The organism is Streptomyces sp. NPDC104309, assembly GCF_055584025.1.
The window spans coordinates 366,885-383,338 of the sequence record NZ_JBVJMV010000005.1; the positions used below are offsets into that span (position 1 = coordinate 366,885).

A 16,454-nucleotide genomic window follows, 5' to 3' on the forward strand; every position below is an offset into this window, starting at 1 on the left:
GTCGCGTCCGCGCGCCCACGCGTCCAGCAGGAGGCTCCGATGCCGTCCATGACCACGAGCAAGGTCAGCAGATGGGATCAGCACGGCCGTGAACACGTCGTCCACGTGACGAAGTCGGGGACGCAGCGGCAGCTGAGCTGCGACACCTGCGGCTGGCGCAAGGGGGTGCAGTTCCTGCCCTGGCTCAAGGCCGGGGAACATCTCGCCGAGGCCCACCAGGCGACGGTCGACCCGACCGCCTGAGCGGGCCGCCCGTGCCCCTGCCGTCGTGCGCGGGCCCATCGCGCGCGGGAGCGTCACCGCAGGGCCGTCGCACGCGCGGGCCGCGCGGCAGCGGCTCCGGCACGCCGGTGGACCCGGCCGTGACGGCGGGGTCCTGCCGGGGCACGCGGAAAATCGGGTGCCCGGCCCGATCCGGCCGGGGTACGGTTCCGGCATGTATTCGTTCTTCCAGATCTACGAGTGAGCGCGCGGCGGGCCCCACCACCCGCCGCCCATCGGATCGATTCCAGGTCGCTTCAGACCTCACTTCTCACCATGAATGGGAGAACGCCGTGGCCAAGAGCCGCAACAACCTCCTCGGTGTGGGCGGACAGCGCAAGAAGCTGTCCCGCGCCGAGCAGCAGGGCGTGGGCCCTGCGCACAACGCCGACCGCAAGACCGCTGCCGACCAGAAGCAGGAGCTGCTGCGCAAGATGCGTGAGCGCGCGCAGCCGGGACCGGCCTCCGCACAGGCCGAGTCCGCCGCGCGGACCGGGCCGGCGTCGGACGGCTCCGCGCAGCCGAGCGCGTCCGGGCAGGACACCCCGGCACAGAGCTGACACCTCCTCATCATCCGTACGACCGGGGGCCCGGATCACCAGAAGTGATCCGGGCCCCCGCCTCTGTCCGGGCCCCGTCGTCCCGCGTGCTCACGCCACTCTGCGCGGCAGCCGCAGGCTCAGCAGCGTCGTCGGCACCACGGCGGCCGGCTGCACCAGCAGCGTCACGGCCGACGCGTCCCGCATCCCGGAACCCGGGACCAGAGAGCGGAACAGCGTGCCGGGCGTGGCCACCCCCAGGTCCGGCGCGGCCTGCTGACTGGTCGTCATCACCCCGCCACCCACACCGGCCCGCGCGGCCGGTACGCCGGAGAGCACGATGCGGAACAGGACGGGCAGCTGCGGCCCCTGTCCGAACCCCGCGATCGCGACCCCCGGCGTCAGCCCCAGCATGCCGAGGCCCGACCACCGCTGCCACACGGTGAACGCGAGCACCAGTACGCCCACCGCCTGGATCACCCCGCCCGCCGTCACGACCCGGCTGTACACCCCCGCCGACGACGAGACCGCGCAGCGGCTGCGGGGCCTTCAGGCCCTGGAGCTCGCCGAAGCCTGATCCCCGACCGGGGCATCGGTCGGCGCTTCCAGCCGCTCCGCGGTCCGACGTGCCGTCTCCCGCGCCCAGCGCCCGCTGGTCAGCGCCCCCACCAGCAGGACGCACACCCCGCACCCCGTGAGGACCCACCAGGCGGGCTTGCTCGCGTCCACGAAGGCCGTCGCGTACGCGGCGCCCCGCGGGGACCCGGTACCGGCCACACCGGCCGCCAGCACCGCACCGATCACGGCGACCCCGAGCGTTCCGCCGACCTGCCGGCTGGTCGAGGCGACCGCCGCCGCCACACCGGCCTGCGAGCGGGGCATCCCGGAGACGGCCGTATTGGTGATCGGGGCGTTCACCATGCCGAAGCCGAGGCCGAACAGCACATAGCCGGTGAACAGCAGGGCGTTGTCCGTCTCCGCGTCGAACGCGGCGAACAACAGCCCGCACGCCGTCATGGTCACTCCCGCGACGAGCAGCGGCAGCCGCGGTCCCCGACTGCCGACCAGCCGCCCGGACAGGGGCGCGCAGACAAAGGTCAGGGCCGCCATCGGGAGCATGTACAGACCGGCGTGCAGCGCGCTCAGACCGCGCACGTTCTGCAGGTACAGCGTGTTGAGGAAGAGGAACCCGCTCAGCGCGGCGAACGCGCAGACCGCTATGACGGTGGCCCCGCTGAACGGGGCGCTGTGGAAGAACCGCAGATCGATGAGCGGCTCGGCGCGCCTGGGCTCGTACAACAGGAGCCCGACGACCGCGCAGGCGGCGAGCGCGGCGAACGTCAGGATGCGTGGCGAGGCCCAGCCCGCCGAGGGCGCCTCGATGATCGCGTACGTCAGTGAACCGAGCAGCGCGATCACCAGCAGCTGCCCCACGGGGTCGGGACGGCGCGGCTTCGGGGCGCGCGACTCGGGGACGTACCGCCAGGTGAGCAGCAGCGCGACGAGACCGACCGGCAGATTGATCCAGAAGATCGACCGCCAGCCGACCGAGTCCACCAGCAGACCGCCGACCACCGGGCCCGCCGCCATGGAGATGCCGACGACACCGCCCCACACCCCGATGGCGCGGGCCCGCTCGCGCGGGTCGGTGAAGGTGTTGGTGATGATCGACATCGCGACGGGATTCAGCATCGAGCCGCCCACCGCCTGCACCATCCGGAACGCCACCAGCGACTCCAGGTTCGGCGCCAGGGAGCAGAGGACCGAGCCGAGGGTGAAGAGGACGAGCCCGATCTTGAAGATCTTCCGGCGCCCGATCCGGTCGGCGGTGGAGCCCGCGAGCATCAGCAGCGACGCGAGGACGAGGGTGTAGGCGTCGATCGTCCACTGCATGCCCGCCACGGAGGCGTGCAGTTCCTTCTGCATGGACGGCAGGGCGACATTGAGGACGGTGTTGTCGAGGCTGACGATCAGCAGGCTCATACAGCAGATCGCCAGTACCAACTGCCGTCGGCGGGGGCTCAGCTCGGGCATACATGGATAGTACGGTTAACTAACGAACTCTGCCGGCGAGCCACTCCGCGCCGTACGCGACAATGGAGCAATGACCACGCTCGCCCCTTCGCCCCCGCTGCTCCGGATCGGCCCGCACACGGTGCAGCCGCCGGTGGTGCTCGCGCCCATGGCCGGCATCACCAACGCCCCGTTCCGCACCCTGTGCCGGGAGTTCTCCGGCGGCAAGGGGCTGTTCGTCAGCGAGATGATCACCACGCGCGCGCTGGTCGAGCGCAACGAGAAGACCATGCAGCTCGTCCACTTCGACGAGAGCGAGACCCCGCGCTCGATCCAGCTGTACGGAGTGGACCCGGTCACCGTCGGCAAGGCCGTCCGCATGATCGTCGACGAGAACCTCGCCGACCACATCGACCTGAACTTCGGCTGCCCGGTCCCCAAGGTGACCCGCAAGGGCGGCGGCTCGGCGCTTCCGTACAAGCGGCCCCTGCTGCGCGCGATCCTCAACCAGGCGGTCTCCAACGCGGGCGGGCTGCCGGTCACCATCAAGATGCGCAAGGGCATCGACGACGACCACACCACCTACCTCGACGCGGGCCGGATCGCCGTGGAGGAAGGCGTCACGGCCGTCGCCCTGCACGGCAGGACGGCCGCGCAGCACTACGGCGGCACCGCCGACTGGGACGCCATCGCCCGGCTCAAGGAGCACGTCCCGGAGATCCCCGTCCTCGGCAACGGTGACATCTGGAGCGCGGACGACGCCCGCCGGATGATGCGCGAGACCGGCTGCGACGGAGTGGTCGTGGGGCGCGGCTGCCTGGGCCGCCCCTGGCTCTTCGGCGACCTGGTGAGCGCGTTCGAGGGTACGCAAACACGGCGCGCGCCGGCTCTCCGCGAGGTCGCCGACGTCATGCTGCGGCACGCGACGCTGCTGGGGGAGTGGATCGGTGACGAGACCCGCGGCGTGATCGACTTCCGCAAGCACGTCGCCTGGTACCTCAAGGGCTTCTCGGTCGGCTCCGAGATGCGCAAGAAGCTGGCGATCACCTCGTCGCTGGACGAGCTGGGCGGGCAGCTGCGGGAGCTGGACCTGGACCAGGCGTGGCCGGACGGCGCGGACGGGCCGCGCGGGCGCACCTCGGGCAACAACCGGGTCGTGCTGCCGGACGGCTGGCTGAAGGACCCGTACGACTGCGCGGGAGTGAGCGCGGACGCGGAGCTGGACACCTCGGGCGGCTGAAGAGGCGCCCCCGGGAGCCTGAGGGGCCCGAGGGGACTGTGAGGGGCCTGAGGGGCCCGACCGTGCCCCGGTCGGGCCCCTCAGGTCTTTCCGGACCCTTCGGGGTTTTCCGGGCCCTCGGGCCCCTCAGGGCCCTCAGGAGGCACGTGGCGCCAGAGGCACCGCGTGCCTCTACATTTGCGCCGCTCATCTGAGCGCAATATTCGGCCGGATTCAGCGATATCGAGCCAAGTGGCGGTCCCTATGGGTCCGCATCATGCGCTGTGTGTCGGATCCACTCACGCTGAGCTGCCGTTTGATGATCACCCGGTGACCAGTCGTCACCGTACAGGCGTCCGGATGGTGACATCTGAGCGTCGATCGTAGAGTGATTCTCGCCACCCTGAGAGTCATGTCGCTCAGATGAGCGTGAAGTTGGGAGCTGCATTTCTCAAATGATGGCACTCGGTGCCAAGTGGCTCCACTTTGATCGATCGACGCTTGCCTTGCGCTGTGTGGTCAATGTGAGAACCTTTCGTTACGTTGAGTGCTTTTTCATTCAAGAAGTGAACGCAGTCCCTCGATCGAGGGACAGGTCCCATCACTTTCGATCTGCTGGCGGACGGGTGGTTGAGGCCTCATGACGCGCAAGTGGACGTACCCAGGCACCTTCGATCTGGGTATGTTCCTCGCCGTCAGGGCAGCCACCGCGTCCTCGAGGAGTCGAGACCCGTGTCGGAAAACAAAGATCCCCACGTATCCACCCCGGAATCCCGGGAGCCGCAGGGGCAGAAGTTCGTCTACGACTTCACCGAGGGCAACAAGGATCTGAAGGACCTGCTCGGCGGGAAGGGCGCCAACCTCGCCGAGATGACCAATCTCGGGCTCCCCGTCCCTCCGGGCTTCACGATCACCACCGAGGCGTGCAAGGTCTACCTCGGCAGTGGTGAGGAGCCGACGGAGCTGCGAGCCGAGGTCAGCGCGCATCTCGAAGCCCTTGAGGCCCGGATGGGCAAGAAGCTCGGCCAGGCGGACGATCCGCTGCTGGTCTCGGTCCGCTCCGGCGCGAAGTTCTCGATGCCCGGCATGATGGACACGGTCCTCAACATCGGCCTCTCCGACAAGTCCGTGGCCGGTCTCACCGCCCAGGCCGGTGACGAGCGGTTCGCCTGGGACTCCTACCGCCGTCTCATCCAGATGTTCGGCAAGACCGTCCTCGGTGTCGACGGCGACCTCTTCGAGGAGGCGCTGGAGGCGGCGAAGGAGGCCAAGGGCGTCACGGTCGACGTGGACCTCGACGCGGCCGACCTGAAGAAGCTGGTCAAGCAGTTCAAGAAGATCGTCTCGCGGGACGCCGGACGTGACTTCCCGCAGGACCCGCGCGAGCAGATGGACCTGGCCATAAAGGCCGTCTTCGACTCGTGGAACACCGACCGGGCCAAGCTCTACCGCCGCCAGGAGCGCATCCCCGGCGACCTCGGCACGGCCGTCAACGTCTGCTCGATGGTCTTCGGCAACCTGGGCCCGGACTCCGGTACGGGCGTCGCGTTCACCCGCGACCCGGCCAGCGGCCACCAGGGCGTCTACGGCGACTACCTGCAGAACGCGCAGGGCGAGGACGTCGTCGCCGGCATCCGCAACACCGTGCCGCTCGCCGAGCTGGAGTCGATCGACAAGAAGTCGTACGACCAGCTGATGCAGATCATGGAGACCCTCGAAACGCACTACAAGGACCTGTGCGACATCGAGTTCACCATCGAGCGCGGCCGGCTCTGGATGCTCCAGACCCGGGTCGGCAAGCGCACCGCCGGTGCCGCCTTCCGGATCGCCACCCAGCTCGTCGACCAGGGGCTGATCGACGAGGCCGAGGCGCTCCAGCGGGTCAACGGGGCGCAGCTGGCGCAGCTGATGTTCCCGCGTTTCGACGACGAAGCCGCCACCGATCTGCTGGGCCGGGGCATCGCCGCCTCGCCGGGCGCCGCGGTCGGCAAGGCCGTCTTCGACTCGTACACCGCGGTGAAGTGGTCCCGCTCCGGCGAGAAGGTCATTCTCATCCGCCGTGAGACCAACCCCGACGACCTCGACGGCATGATCGCGGCCGAGGGCATCCTGACCTCGCGCGGCGGCAAGACCTCGCACGCCGCCGTCGTCGCCCGCGGCATGGGCAAGACCTGTGTCTGCGGCGCCGAGGACCTCGAAGTCGACACCAAGCGCCGCCGGATGACGGTGGGCGGACGGGTCATCGAGGAGGGGGACGTCGTCTCCATCGACGGCTCCACCGGCAAGGTGTACCTCGGTGAGGTCCCCGTCGTGCCGTCCCCGGTCGTCGAGTACTTCGAGGGCCGGATGCACGCGGGCGCCGACGACGCCGACGAGCTGGTCGCCGCCGTGCACCGGATCATGGCGTACGCGGACCGGGTGCGCCGGCTGCGGGTGCGGGCCAACGCCGACAACGCCGAGGACGCGCTGCGGGCCCGCCGCTTCGGCGCCCAGGGCATCGGCCTGTGCCGTACCGAGCACATGTTCCTCGGTGAGCGCCGCGAGATGGTCGAGAAGCTGATCCTCGCGGACACCGACGCCGAGCGCGAGGCCGCGCTGGAAGAGCTGCTGCCGCTCCAGAAGGCCGACTTCATCGAGCTGTTCGAGGCGATGGACGGACTGCCCGTCACCGTACGGCTGCTCGACCCGCCGCTGCACGAGTTCCTGCCCGACATCACCGAGCTCTCGGTACGTGTCGCGCTCGCCGAGTCCCGCAAGGACGCCAACGAGAACGACCTGCGACTGCTCCAGGCCGTCCACAAGCTGCACGAGCAGAACCCGATGCTCGGTCTGCGCGGCGTCCGTCTCGGTCTCGTCATCCCCGGCCTGTTCGCCATGCAGGTCCGGGCGATCGCCGAGGCCGCCGCCGAGCGCAAGAACGCCAAGGGCGACCCGCGCGCCGAGATCATGATTCCGCTCGTCGGTACGGTCCAGGAGCTGGAGATCGTCCGCGAGGAGGCCGACCAGGTCATCGCCCAGGTCGAGGCCGCCACCGGCACCCGGCTGAAGCTGACCATCGGCACCATGATCGAGCTGCCGCGTGCCGCGCTGACCGCCGCTCAGATCGCCGAGGCCGCGCAGTTCTTCTCCTTCGGCACGAACGACCTGACGCAGACGGTGTGGGGCTTCTCCCGCGACGACGTGGAGGCCTCGTTCTTCACCGCGTACCTGGAGAAGGGCATCTTCGGGGTGTCGCCGTTCGAGACGATCGACAAGGACGGCGTCGGCTCACTGGTCCGCAGCGCCGTCGCGGCCGGCCGGGCCACCCGCCCGGACCTGAAGCTCGGCGTCTGCGGCGAGCACGGCGGCGACCCGGAGTCGGTGCACTTCTTCCACGAGGTGGGCCTGGACTACGTGTCCTGCTCGCCGTTCCGCATCCCCGTCGCCCGCCTGGAGGCGGGCCGGGCGGCGGCGGACTCGACGGGCAGCGACAGCCGCTGACCCGGCGCACCGGGCCCCGGGGCCGCCGCCGGCTCACTCGTACCCTCACCGACCCGACGGCGCCCCCGGAACCACCGAAGGCGGCGGCACCCCGTGCGGGGGTGCCGCCGCCTCGTTTTGTTCTGGGGAAAAGCGTTGTTCGGCGTTGTGCCTTTTCTTCGCCCCCACACGCACTTCCATACGCAAAGTTCGTTTAATACGCAAAGACATGGGCCGGTATCGAACCGGGGTGCGGTCCATGGATCCCCATCCATGGACCGCACCCGGCTTACCCCCGCCGGGCACGGAGCCGCACCGTCGCCGACCGCCGCCGAACGAGCAAAACCCCCCACGGCCTTCACTCGATCTTCCGGTGGCTCCGGATTCGCACCCGACGTCGTACAGCTTTTCGGGTGATGGCACCCGCGGGCGAGACGTTTCACCTCTGGCCGAAACCCCGTGGTGACGCGCTGTTATGGGTCGCATACCCTGGGGTGGGGGCAATTGCAGGTGCAACAGGTGGGGGTTCGGTGCTGCGCATCCACATGTCCGGGGTGGACCTTTCCAAGGTGCGGATGGCCACCCGGCCGGATGCGCTGTGGGAAACCATTCTGAGTTTCCACCGGCTGAGGGACCGCCGTGGTTCCACGGTGTTCGGGGAATGGCGTAAGGAAACCCGGCCCAGGTTGAATGGTGAAGTACGCCCACTGGCCGCCGTGATTCCAGCACGCGGCTATTTCCCGGACTTTCTGACGCCTTCTCAGGAAAGTGGTGAGCCGTACGGCATCGGCGCCGGAATGGAGGCGCTGCGCGACACCCCGCCCCGGCGGATCCGCGCCGAACTCGCCCTGCTGAGTGCCGAACGCCGCGAGGCGGGCCGCGTCCCCCACGGGCGCGTCGAGTCGCTCGACCGGCTCATCGGCGCCCTGCGCGGCTACCACCGCGCCGCGATCGAACCGTACTGGCCGCACATCCAGGCCAGCGTCGAGGCCGACCGCGCCGTCCGCGGCCGCGCACTCCTGGACGGCGGGGCGGAAGAGCTGCTGGCCTCCCTCCCGCCGATGATCCGCTGGCGGGCCCCCGTGCTGGAGGCGGACTACCCCGTCGACCGCGAGCTCCACCTCGACGGCCGGGGGCTGCTGCTCCAGCCGTCCTTCTTCTGCCGGGTCACCCCGGTCGTCCTCCGCGACCCGCGACTTCCGCCGGTCCTGGTCTACCCGGTCACCCACTCCCGCGCCCCGGTCTTCGCGGAACCGGGGCCCTGGCTCGGTCGGCTCCTCGGCCACACCCGCTCCACGGTCCTGAGCGCCATCGGCAACGGCTGCACGACCAGCGAACTCGCCCGCCGGGCCGGAGTCTCCCTCGCCTCGGCGAGCCAGCACGCCTGTGTGCTGCGCGAGGCCGGCCTGATCCACACGCTGCGGCACGGCAGCTCGGTCCTGCATACGCTGACCCCGCTGGGCGGATCGCTGCTCCGGGGCGGCGCGCCGCTCGCCATGTCCTGAATCCGAGGGCGGAAGATTTCCTCGCCGGTACCGATGAGTTCCGTGCCGCCCCGTCGTCTACCTGTCGTAAAGCGTTCGAACACCAGAGGGATTCGAACCCCAGAGAGAACGGAACGGCCATGCCTCAGATGATCTTCGTGAACCTGCCGGTCAAGAACCTTGAGACGACCAAGGCCTTCTTCGGCAAGCTCGGCTTCTCGTGCAACCCGCAGTTCAGCGACGAGAACACCGCGTGTCTCGTCATCAGCGACACCATCTTCGCCATGCTCCTCACCGAGCCCCGCTTCAAGGAGTTCACCAAGAAGGAGGTCGCCGACGCCTCGAAGTCCACCGAGGTGATCCTCGCGCTGAGCGCGGAGAGCCGCGAGAAGGTGGACGAACTGGTCGACACCGCCCTGGCCTCCGGAGGGTCGCCCGCCAACGAGACGATCGACTTCGGTCACATGTACGGCCGTTCCTTCCAGGACCCGGACCACCACATCTGGGAGGTCATGTGGATGGACCCCGCGGCCGTCGAGGGGCAGCAGGCCTGAGGCCGACGGCGGTCGGCGGGCCGCCGGGTCTCAGGACCCGAGGCCCGGATACGTCACCCCCGTGAGCTGCTCGGACGCCACCCAGAGCCGCTCGCTCGCCACGTCGTCGAGCGTCCAGCCCGCCCGCCACGACGGGGCGGGCGCACCGCGCCAGCCCAGCAGCCTCGGCCCGGTGAACGAGTCGGGGCGCACGCCGGGCGCGGTGGCCGCGTACAGGGTGGGCAGCGCTCCGGACGACGCGGGCTGGGCGATGATCCGGTTGCCGAGCTCGAAGACCCGCTCCGCCGCCTTGCGGCTCTCCATCCGGACGCCCGCCGTCTGCAGATTGGTCGCCGCGTATCCGGGGTGCGCCGCGGCGGCCACCACCCCGGAACCGGCCGCCGACAGCCGCCGTGCCAGCTCGTGGACGAAGAGCAGATTGGCGGTCTTCGAGCGGCCGTAGGCGATCCAACGGCGGTAGTTCCGCTCGCTGTTGAGATCCCCGATGTCGATGTTGGACAGGGCGTGCATCCCGCTGGAGACGCTCACCACACGCGCCCCCGGGGTGTCGAGAAGCTTCGGGAGCAGCAGCCCGGTGAGGGCGAAGTGCCCGAGATGGTTGACGCCGAACTGCCTCTCGAAGCCGTCGGTCGTCCTCCCGTACGGCAGCGCCATCACACCCGCGTTGTTGATCAGCAGATCGATCCGGCCGGGCGCGTGGACCGCGGCGAACTCGCGTACGGAATCCAGATCGGCCAGATCGAGCGGTACGGACTCCACGTCCGCGCCGGTCACGGCCGTCCGGATCCGGGACTCGGCCTCCTTGCCGCGTATCTCGTCGCGGCAGGCGAGCAGCACCCGCGCGCCGCGCCGGGCCAGCTCCCGTGCCGTGATCAGCCCGATCCCGCTGTTGGCTCCGGTGACCACGGCGGTACGGCCGCTCTGGTCGGGGATGTCGCTCGCGTTCCAGCCCTGGCTCATGGACCCCAGCGTACGACCGGGGCGCGCGGAGAGAACGGGCCGGTCGGATCCCGAACGCATGACCCGTGGAGGCCGTTGGGGGTCCGGAGGTCCGCCAACCTCAGTGTTGGCTCAACTTTCCCACGATCCGGCCAAAGCGGTTGGACGGGGCAGCTATCTCGTCCTTAGGGTCGCGATCATGCCCGACATAGCGCTCACCACACTGGTTGTCCTCTGCCTCGCCGCAGCCGCGGCGGGCTGGATCGACGCGGTGGTCGGCGGCGGCGGGCTGCTCCTGCTGCCCGCCCTGCTGCTGGGCCTGCCGCACGTCCCGGCCGCGCACGTCCTCGGCACCAACAAGGCGGTCGCGATCGTCGGAACGTCGGGCGCCGCCGTGACGTACGTGCGCAAGGCTCCGGTGAAGGTCGGGGTCGCCCTGCGGATCGGGCTCGCGGCGCTGGCCGGATCGATGACCGGTGCGTTCTTCGCGGCCGGAATCAGCAGCGAGGTGCTGCGACCCGTGATCATGGTGGTGCTGCTGACGGTCGCGGCGTTCGTGATGCTGAGGCCCTCGTTCGGCGCGGCGACGGACGAGGGGGCCCGGCACGAGATCACCCGGGCCCGTACCGTCACCGCGATCGTGCTGGTCGGCGGCGGCATCGGTCTCTACGACGGACTGTTCGGCCCCGGTACCGGAACGTTCCTGGTGCTGGCGCTGACCGCGGTGCTCCACCTCGATCTGGTGACGGCGTCCGCCACCGCCAAGATCGTCAACGTGTGCACCAACGGCGGGGCGCTGGCGATGTTCGCCTACCAGGGCAGTGTGCTGTGGCAACTGGCCGCGCTGATGGCGGTGTTCAACCTGGCCGGCGGGCTGATCGGGGCGCGGATGGCGCTCAGGAAGGGCAGCGGGTTCGTTCGCGGGGTGCTGCTGGTCGTGGTGTTCTCGCTGGTCGCGAAGCTGGCCTTCGACCAGTGGACGGCATGAGCGACCGGCGCCGGAGGGCAGGGCTCACCGCACCTCGGTGAGGTGCGCGTACGCCACCACATTGCCCTCGTAACCCGTCGTCTTCGAGAAGCCGCCGCCGCAGGTGATCAGCCGCAGCGAGGCGTAGGGCGAGGCCCCGTACACCCGCTTGTCGGGGAAGTTCCGGCTTTCGTAGACCTCGATCGCGTCGAGTGAGAAGACGGCGGTACGCCCGTCCTGACGGACCACCTCGACCTTGCTGCCCTTCTGTAGGGCGCCCAGGTCGTAGAAGACCGACCGCCCCTGCGCGTTGTCGACATGACCGGCGACGATCGCGCTGCCCTTGGAGCCGGGGGAAGTGCCGTTCCGGTACCAGCCGACGACATTGCGGTTCCCGGCCGGCGGCACGTCGAGACTGCCGTCGGACCCGAGTCCCAGCCGCATCACCGGGGCGTCCACCCGAATGCTCGGGATGCGGAGCCGCACGGGTGCCGACGGCCCCAGGGGTTCGGCGACCGGGGATCCCGGCTGCGGCCCGGGGCCGCCGGCGAAGGCCTGCGCGGAGGTCGGCTGGGGCGGGATCAGCTGGGCGTCGGCGCCGTGGCGGATCAGCCAGAAACCGGCCAGCGCCGCGATGACCAGCAGCCAGCCCTGGGCCTTCTGGGACACGGTCGTCCTCCGGGTGACGTGGCAGGAGTCAGTACGGGTGAGGGGACGGTCCCGTCCCGGTGGCCGCGCGGCCACCGGGACGGATTCCAGGCGGTACGGAGACGTGAATCCGTCTCCGTCAGCCGGCTTCCTGCGTGCCGCTCGCCCGGCGACGCAGGAGCCAGGCTCCGCCGGCGACGGTCGCGGCGAGTACGCCGGCGCCCGCCGCGATCTGGGAGGTGTCGGGCCGGACACTGCCGCCGACGCCTGTTTTGACGTGCCCGCTGGGGGTGTTGCGCGCGGACGAATCGCCCTGTCCGGACGAGTTGTCGCGGCCGGACGAATCCTGTCCCGCGCTGTCCCGCCCGGAGCTGTCACGTCCGGAGTTGTCGCGTCCGGACGAGGAGTCGTTGTGCCCGGACGAACTGTTCTGCCCCGACGAACTGTCGTGCCTGCCCGAGCCCCCGTCCCCGGACTGGTTGCGATCCCCGCTCCCACGCTCGTTCGAGCCTTCCCTGGAGGGAGTGCTGAGCCCGGAGAAGGCGTTGAACCCGCCGACGGAGTCGAGGAGTGAGGGGACGTTGAGGCCGAAGGGGGTGTTGAGCCCGGATCCGGAGGAGTTGTTCGCTCCGTCCCCGTCGCGGCCGTGCCCCTCCTGGTCGCCGTTGGCCCGTGGCGCGCCCGCCGGGCTGATCCGCAGAGTGCCGGTATCACCCGCGTACGCGGGCGGTCCTGCGGAGAAGAGGCCGAGCGTGGCTATGGTGACCGCGGAAGCGGCGGTACCGGTCACTAGGCGGGCAGGACGCATGGGGGGTTCCTCCGGCAACTGCGCGAGTAGGTGTGTCCTGACCCCGAGCTAACGGGCGGCTCGCCCTCCACGCCTGTTGACACCAAGTCAGCTTTCACCCGAACGGCCCGGCGCGGCATCCTTGCCAAGCGATATGTGTGCAGGTCACGGCGGTGATCGAAGCGAGGATGACCGGTCCTTTACCGACCGGTGCCGAACGGGTGACACCCTCCCGGAGGAAAGTGGCGCACATCACATGCATGACCTTGTGGGCGTCGGGCACACGTCTGACACCCCCCACGGGACGGTGCACCGGGCCGCTCCCGGCCGCCGCCCTCACCGGACCCACCCCCCTGGGTCCGGTGAGGGCGGTTTTGCGTCGGGAGTCCCGGGGCGCGGTGCTCTCACATCGGCGCGGCGGTGGACCGGCCGACGGCGGGCAAAGACACCCGGGCACGGAGCGCCGGCGTCCGGGAGAGGGGCGGTCCCGATGTGGATCCGTATGCCCCATGCCGCCCCGGCGGGCAGCGCCGGGTGGGCCACGGGTGCCCGGCGTGAGCCAGGAGGCGTCAGATCGTGTCCCACGGCGTGCCGTCGTAGGCCCGGCCGATCCGCTTCATCAGCTCCTCGTCCACCGTGAACGCGATGTCGTCGATCCGCCGGACCGGTGCGATGCCCTGCGAGTTGGTGAGGAAGGCCGCCCCGAACGCGCCGATCCCGTCCAGTGCCACCCGGCGACGTACGGACTCCAGCCCCACGCCGGGCAGTTCCTGTTCCAGCAGTGCCATGGTGATGCCGCGCAGGCAGGGGGCGTCCGGCCAGACGACCGAAGTGCCGTCCCAGAAGCCGATGTTGGTGATCGCCCCCTCCGTCACCGCGCCGTCCGGCGCGGTCAGCAGGGCCTCGTCGAAACCGGCTCGGGCGGCGAGCGTCGCGTAGTACGTCTGGCCGAACTCGCCGGGACGCTTGATGTGCGGAACGGTCCGGGCGTAGGGAACGGACATCAGGTCGTGCGGTTCGGCGGACTTCCGCGCCGGCCCGCGCACCGTGACCATGACGGTGGTCTCCGCGTCGCCCGGCGGCAGGAAGCAGTACACCCGGGACGAGGCGTCCCGTACCCCCGCACCGTCCAGCGCGTGCCGGATCAGCTCGCGCACGCGCTCCCCGTCCAGGGCGCGCTCGAACAGCTCCCGGTTGGCGGAGTCCAGCCGGGCCAGATGCAGGGCGAGGCCGCGTACCTTTCCGTCCCTGACCTGCATGGCCGTGAAATGGCCGTAGTTGAGGAAGGCGGGAATCCGCAGATCCGCCTCGGTGGCCGGGTGCCTGTTGAACTCCGCGTACGGGAAGGGCGCGGGAGGGGGAGTCGTCATGGGGTCCACGGTATGCCGCGAGGTGCGAGGTGCGAGGTGCGAGGTGGGAGGTGCGGACGTCGATGGACGGGGCTTGACCTCAACTATGGTTGACATACGAGCCTCTCCGCATGGACCTCACCACAGCAGCCTCATCCATGGCGGTCGCCACCGCCTCCACCGCGTCCCTGAAGGTCGCGGTCATTCTCGCCAGCAATCGCGAAGGACGGTTCGCCCCCGTCGTCTCCGACTGGTTCCTCTCGCACACCGCCCATCGGCCCGGCATCGAGACCGACCTGATCGACATCGCGGAGCTCGATCTCCCGATCGCCCTCTCCTACCGGCCCGACGCCGATGCGCGGGCGCAACTGGGCGCCGTGTCGCCCAGGTTGGCGGCGGCCGACGCCTTCGTCGTCATCACCCCCGAGTACAACCACTCGTACCCGGCCCCGCTGAAGAACCTCATCGACTGGCACCACGCCGAGTGGCAGGCCAAGCCCGTGGCCTTCGTCTCGTACGGCGGGGTCTCCGGCGGTCTGCGCGCGGTCGAACACCTGAGGCAGGTCTTCGCGGAGCTGCATGGCGTCGGCATCCGCGAAACCGTGTCGTTCCACAACGCGGGTGCCCTCTTCGACGAGGAGGGCAGGCCCAAGGACCCCTCGGGCTGCGACGCGGCGGCCAGGACACTGCTCGACCAGCTCGACTGGTGGGGGCGCGCGCTGCGTGACGCCAAGGCCGTCCGTCCGTACGGCGTCTGACCGCGGGACACTGCGCCGCGCCGGTCTGCCCCCGACAATCGACGAGGGGTGCGAGGACACCCCGTAACCGACAGTGAGGAGCCCGAAGGTGACGACGCCGGCATGGCTGACCGTACTGACCACGACGGACAGCGAGGAGAAGGCCCATGCGCTGGCGCAGGGCGCGGTGGAGGCGCGGCTCGCCGCCTGCGTACAGATCTCCGCGCCCGTCACCTCGGTCTACCGCTGGGACAACGCCATCGAGACCACCGAGGAGTGGCAGCTGCTGCTCAAGACGACGGCGGAGCGGTACGACGAACTGGAGGCCCATCTCCTGGCGGCGCACGACTACGGGACACCGGAGGTCATCGCGGTCCCGGTGGTACGGGGCAGCGCCCGCTACCTCGACTGGGTCTCCTCCGAGACCACCCCGGACGCCCCTCTCTAGAGCGGGCGGCCGCGCCGGCCCCGGTGCGGGCAGTCGCGCCGGGGCGTCCCCCTATCGCTCGTCCGCCGCCAGGGCCTCCCCGATGCCGGGCTCCTTCGGGCCCAGGAAGTGCGGTTCGCGCTTGAACGTGGACTCCAGCACCGCCTTCCCCGCCGCGAACATCTCCCGTGTTCCGCCGTAGTACCAGCTCGCATCGTGTACGGCGTCGACGCCGACGCCGTACACGTCGATCCCGGCGCTCCGGCACAGCGCGATCGCACGCCGGATGTGGAACCCCTGGCTCACCAGCACCGCGCGGTCGACCCCGAAGATCTTCTTGGCGCGGACGCACGAGTCCCAGGTGTCGAACCCGGCGAAGTCGCTCACGATGCGCTTGTCCGGCACGCCGTGCGCCTTCAGGTACGTACGCATGGCGTCGGGCTCGTCGTACTCCTTCCGGCTGTTGTCACCGGTCACGAGCACGACCTTCACCTTTCCGTCCCGGTACAGCTCGGCGGCGGTGTTCAGCCGGTTCGCCAGATACGGCGACGGCTTGCCGTGCCAGAGCCCGGCTCCGAACACCACGGCGACCTGCTGCGCGGGCGCGTCCGCGGTCGTCCTGACCCGGGCGTCGGCGACGGAGTACAGATAGGTCGCGGGCGTCAGTGCCACCACAGAGGCGACCATCACCCCCTGGACGAGGCGCCGCTGTCCGCGCCGCGTCCGCGGCCACCGCGGCCGGAACCGCCCGAGCCGCGCCGCCCGTCCCGGCTGCTTCTCCTCCATGGGTGCCCCCTGCTCGTGCCGTGTGCCTTGCTGTCCCACATGATCGGACGACCGCTGAGGGGAAAGGGTTCTCCATCTCCCGGTTTCGTTTATTTCGTTACCGTTTCCGATCCGGCCGCGGACGTGTCGCAGATCGATCGGCTCTTCGGCGGCGCGGCCTGTTCCTCACCGAGAGCTCCCCCCGCCCTCTCCGGCCCCCGGCCCCGGCCCGGCCGCTCGACGCGCCCGTGGACAGGACCCGTCACCCTCACGCAACGGTGCGGCAACCTCGGGCCCGCACCATCG

15 protein-coding genes and 1 pseudogene are annotated in these 16,454 nt (G+C 70.1%); 9 read left to right on the forward strand and 7 right to left on the reverse strand.

All coding sequences use genetic code 11. The features are described from left to right. The first annotated feature begins 39 nt into the window (after positions 1 to 39). A complete protein-coding gene (locus ACZ68L_RS10135) occupies positions 40 to 243 on the forward strand; it encodes a hypothetical protein (protein ID WP_469575761.1) in 204 nt (67 codons plus the stop codon). A 311-nt stretch (positions 244 to 554) separates the two neighbouring features. Continuing rightward, complete coding sequence (locus tag ACZ68L_RS10140; protein WP_469575763.1) at positions 555 to 821, forward strand: DUF6243 family protein; 267 nt, start codon at positions 555 to 557, stop codon at positions 819 to 821. Positions 822 to 911: 90 nt separating this feature from the next. On the opposite strand, the pseudogene ACZ68L_RS10145 reads toward ACZ68L_RS10140, so the two are convergent. Both ACZ68L_RS10145 and ACZ68L_RS10150 read right to left on the reverse strand, forming a co-directional pair. Then, a pseudogene (locus ACZ68L_RS10145) lies at positions 912 to 1,304 on the reverse strand (MFS transporter); the annotation flags it as partial. A gap of 45 nt (positions 1,305 to 1,349) precedes the next feature. Next, on the reverse strand, positions 1,350 to 2,834 hold the full coding sequence (locus ACZ68L_RS10150) for an MFS transporter (RefSeq protein ID WP_469575765.1): 1,485 nt from the start codon (positions 2,832 to 2,834) through the stop codon (positions 1,350 to 1,352). A gap of 70 nt (positions 2,835 to 2,904) precedes the next feature. Here ACZ68L_RS10150 and dusB point away from each other — a divergent pair, with 70 nt between their 5' ends. The 4 genes from dusB to ACZ68L_RS10170 all read left to right on the forward strand — a co-directional run bounded on the left by dusB (position 2,905) and on the right by ACZ68L_RS10170 (position 9,529). Continuing rightward, positions 2,905 to 4,053: a tRNA dihydrouridine synthase DusB gene (gene dusB / locus ACZ68L_RS10155; protein ID WP_469575766.1), complete on the forward strand. Its 1,149-nt coding sequence runs from the start codon at positions 2,905 to 2,907 to the stop codon at positions 4,051 to 4,053. Between the two features lie 711 nt (positions 4,054 to 4,764). Next, positions 4,765 to 7,512, forward strand: coding sequence for a pyruvate, phosphate dikinase (gene ppdK, locus ACZ68L_RS10160; protein ID WP_469575768.1), 2,748 nt, complete (start codon positions 4,765 to 4,767; stop codon positions 7,510 to 7,512). Positions 7,513 to 8,021: 509 nt separating this feature from the next. Beyond that, on the forward strand, positions 8,022 to 8,996 hold the full coding sequence (locus tag ACZ68L_RS10165; protein ID WP_469575770.1) for an ArsR/SmtB family transcription factor: 975 nt from the start codon (positions 8,022 to 8,024) through the stop codon (positions 8,994 to 8,996). A 119-nt stretch (positions 8,997 to 9,115) separates the two neighbouring features. Continuing rightward, positions 9,116 to 9,529, forward strand: a complete 414-nt coding sequence (locus tag ACZ68L_RS10170) for a VOC family protein (RefSeq protein WP_469575773.1) — start codon at positions 9,116 to 9,118, stop codon at positions 9,527 to 9,529. Positions 9,530 to 9,559: 30 nt separating this feature from the next. Here ACZ68L_RS10170 and ACZ68L_RS10175 read toward each other — a convergent pair whose 3' ends face one another. Continuing rightward, entirely contained in the window at positions 9,560 to 10,489 is a 930-nt protein-coding gene (locus ACZ68L_RS10175) for an oxidoreductase (protein ID WP_469575775.1), read from the reverse strand. Between the two features lie 178 nt (positions 10,490 to 10,667). Between ACZ68L_RS10175 and ACZ68L_RS10180 the strand changes: the two genes are divergently transcribed. Continuing rightward, positions 10,668 to 11,456, forward strand: a complete 789-nt coding sequence (locus ACZ68L_RS10180) for a sulfite exporter TauE/SafE family protein (RefSeq protein ID WP_469575777.1) — start codon at positions 10,668 to 10,670, stop codon at positions 11,454 to 11,456. A gap of 24 nt (positions 11,457 to 11,480) precedes the next feature. Here the strand turns inward: ACZ68L_RS10180 and ACZ68L_RS10185 are convergent, their stop codons facing one another. The 3 genes from ACZ68L_RS10185 to ACZ68L_RS10195 all read right to left on the reverse strand — a co-directional run bounded on the left by ACZ68L_RS10185 (position 11,481) and on the right by ACZ68L_RS10195 (position 14,240). Then, positions 11,481 to 12,104: a class F sortase gene (locus tag ACZ68L_RS10185; protein ID WP_469575779.1), complete on the reverse strand. Its 624-nt coding sequence runs from the start codon at positions 12,102 to 12,104 to the stop codon at positions 11,481 to 11,483. Between the two features lie 118 nt (positions 12,105 to 12,222). After that, complete coding sequence (locus ACZ68L_RS10190; RefSeq protein WP_469575780.1) at positions 12,223 to 12,891, reverse strand: hypothetical protein; 669 nt, start codon at positions 12,889 to 12,891, stop codon at positions 12,223 to 12,225. 548 nt (positions 12,892 to 13,439) lie between these two features. Beyond that, positions 13,440 to 14,240 (reverse strand): aminotransferase class IV family protein, encoded by an 801-nt coding sequence (locus tag ACZ68L_RS10195; protein ID WP_469575782.1) that lies wholly within the window; start codon positions 14,238 to 14,240, stop codon positions 13,440 to 13,442. A gap of 110 nt (positions 14,241 to 14,350) precedes the next feature. On the opposite strand from ACZ68L_RS10195, the gene ACZ68L_RS10200 reads away from it, so the two are divergent. Beyond that, complete coding sequence (locus tag ACZ68L_RS10200; RefSeq protein WP_469575783.1) at positions 14,351 to 14,977, forward strand: NADPH-dependent FMN reductase; 627 nt, start codon at positions 14,351 to 14,353, stop codon at positions 14,975 to 14,977. Between the two features lie 88 nt (positions 14,978 to 15,065). Further along, positions 15,066 to 15,404: a divalent-cation tolerance protein CutA gene (gene cutA / locus ACZ68L_RS10205; RefSeq protein ID WP_469575784.1), complete on the forward strand. Its 339-nt coding sequence runs from the start codon at positions 15,066 to 15,068 to the stop codon at positions 15,402 to 15,404. Between the two features lie 51 nt (positions 15,405 to 15,455). Here the strand turns inward: cutA and ACZ68L_RS10210 are convergent, their stop codons facing one another. Further along, positions 15,456 to 16,169, reverse strand: coding sequence for a SanA/YdcF family protein (locus tag ACZ68L_RS10210; protein WP_469575785.1), 714 nt, complete (start codon positions 16,167 to 16,169; stop codon positions 15,456 to 15,458). Between the last annotated feature and the right edge of the window lie 285 nt (positions 16,170 to 16,454).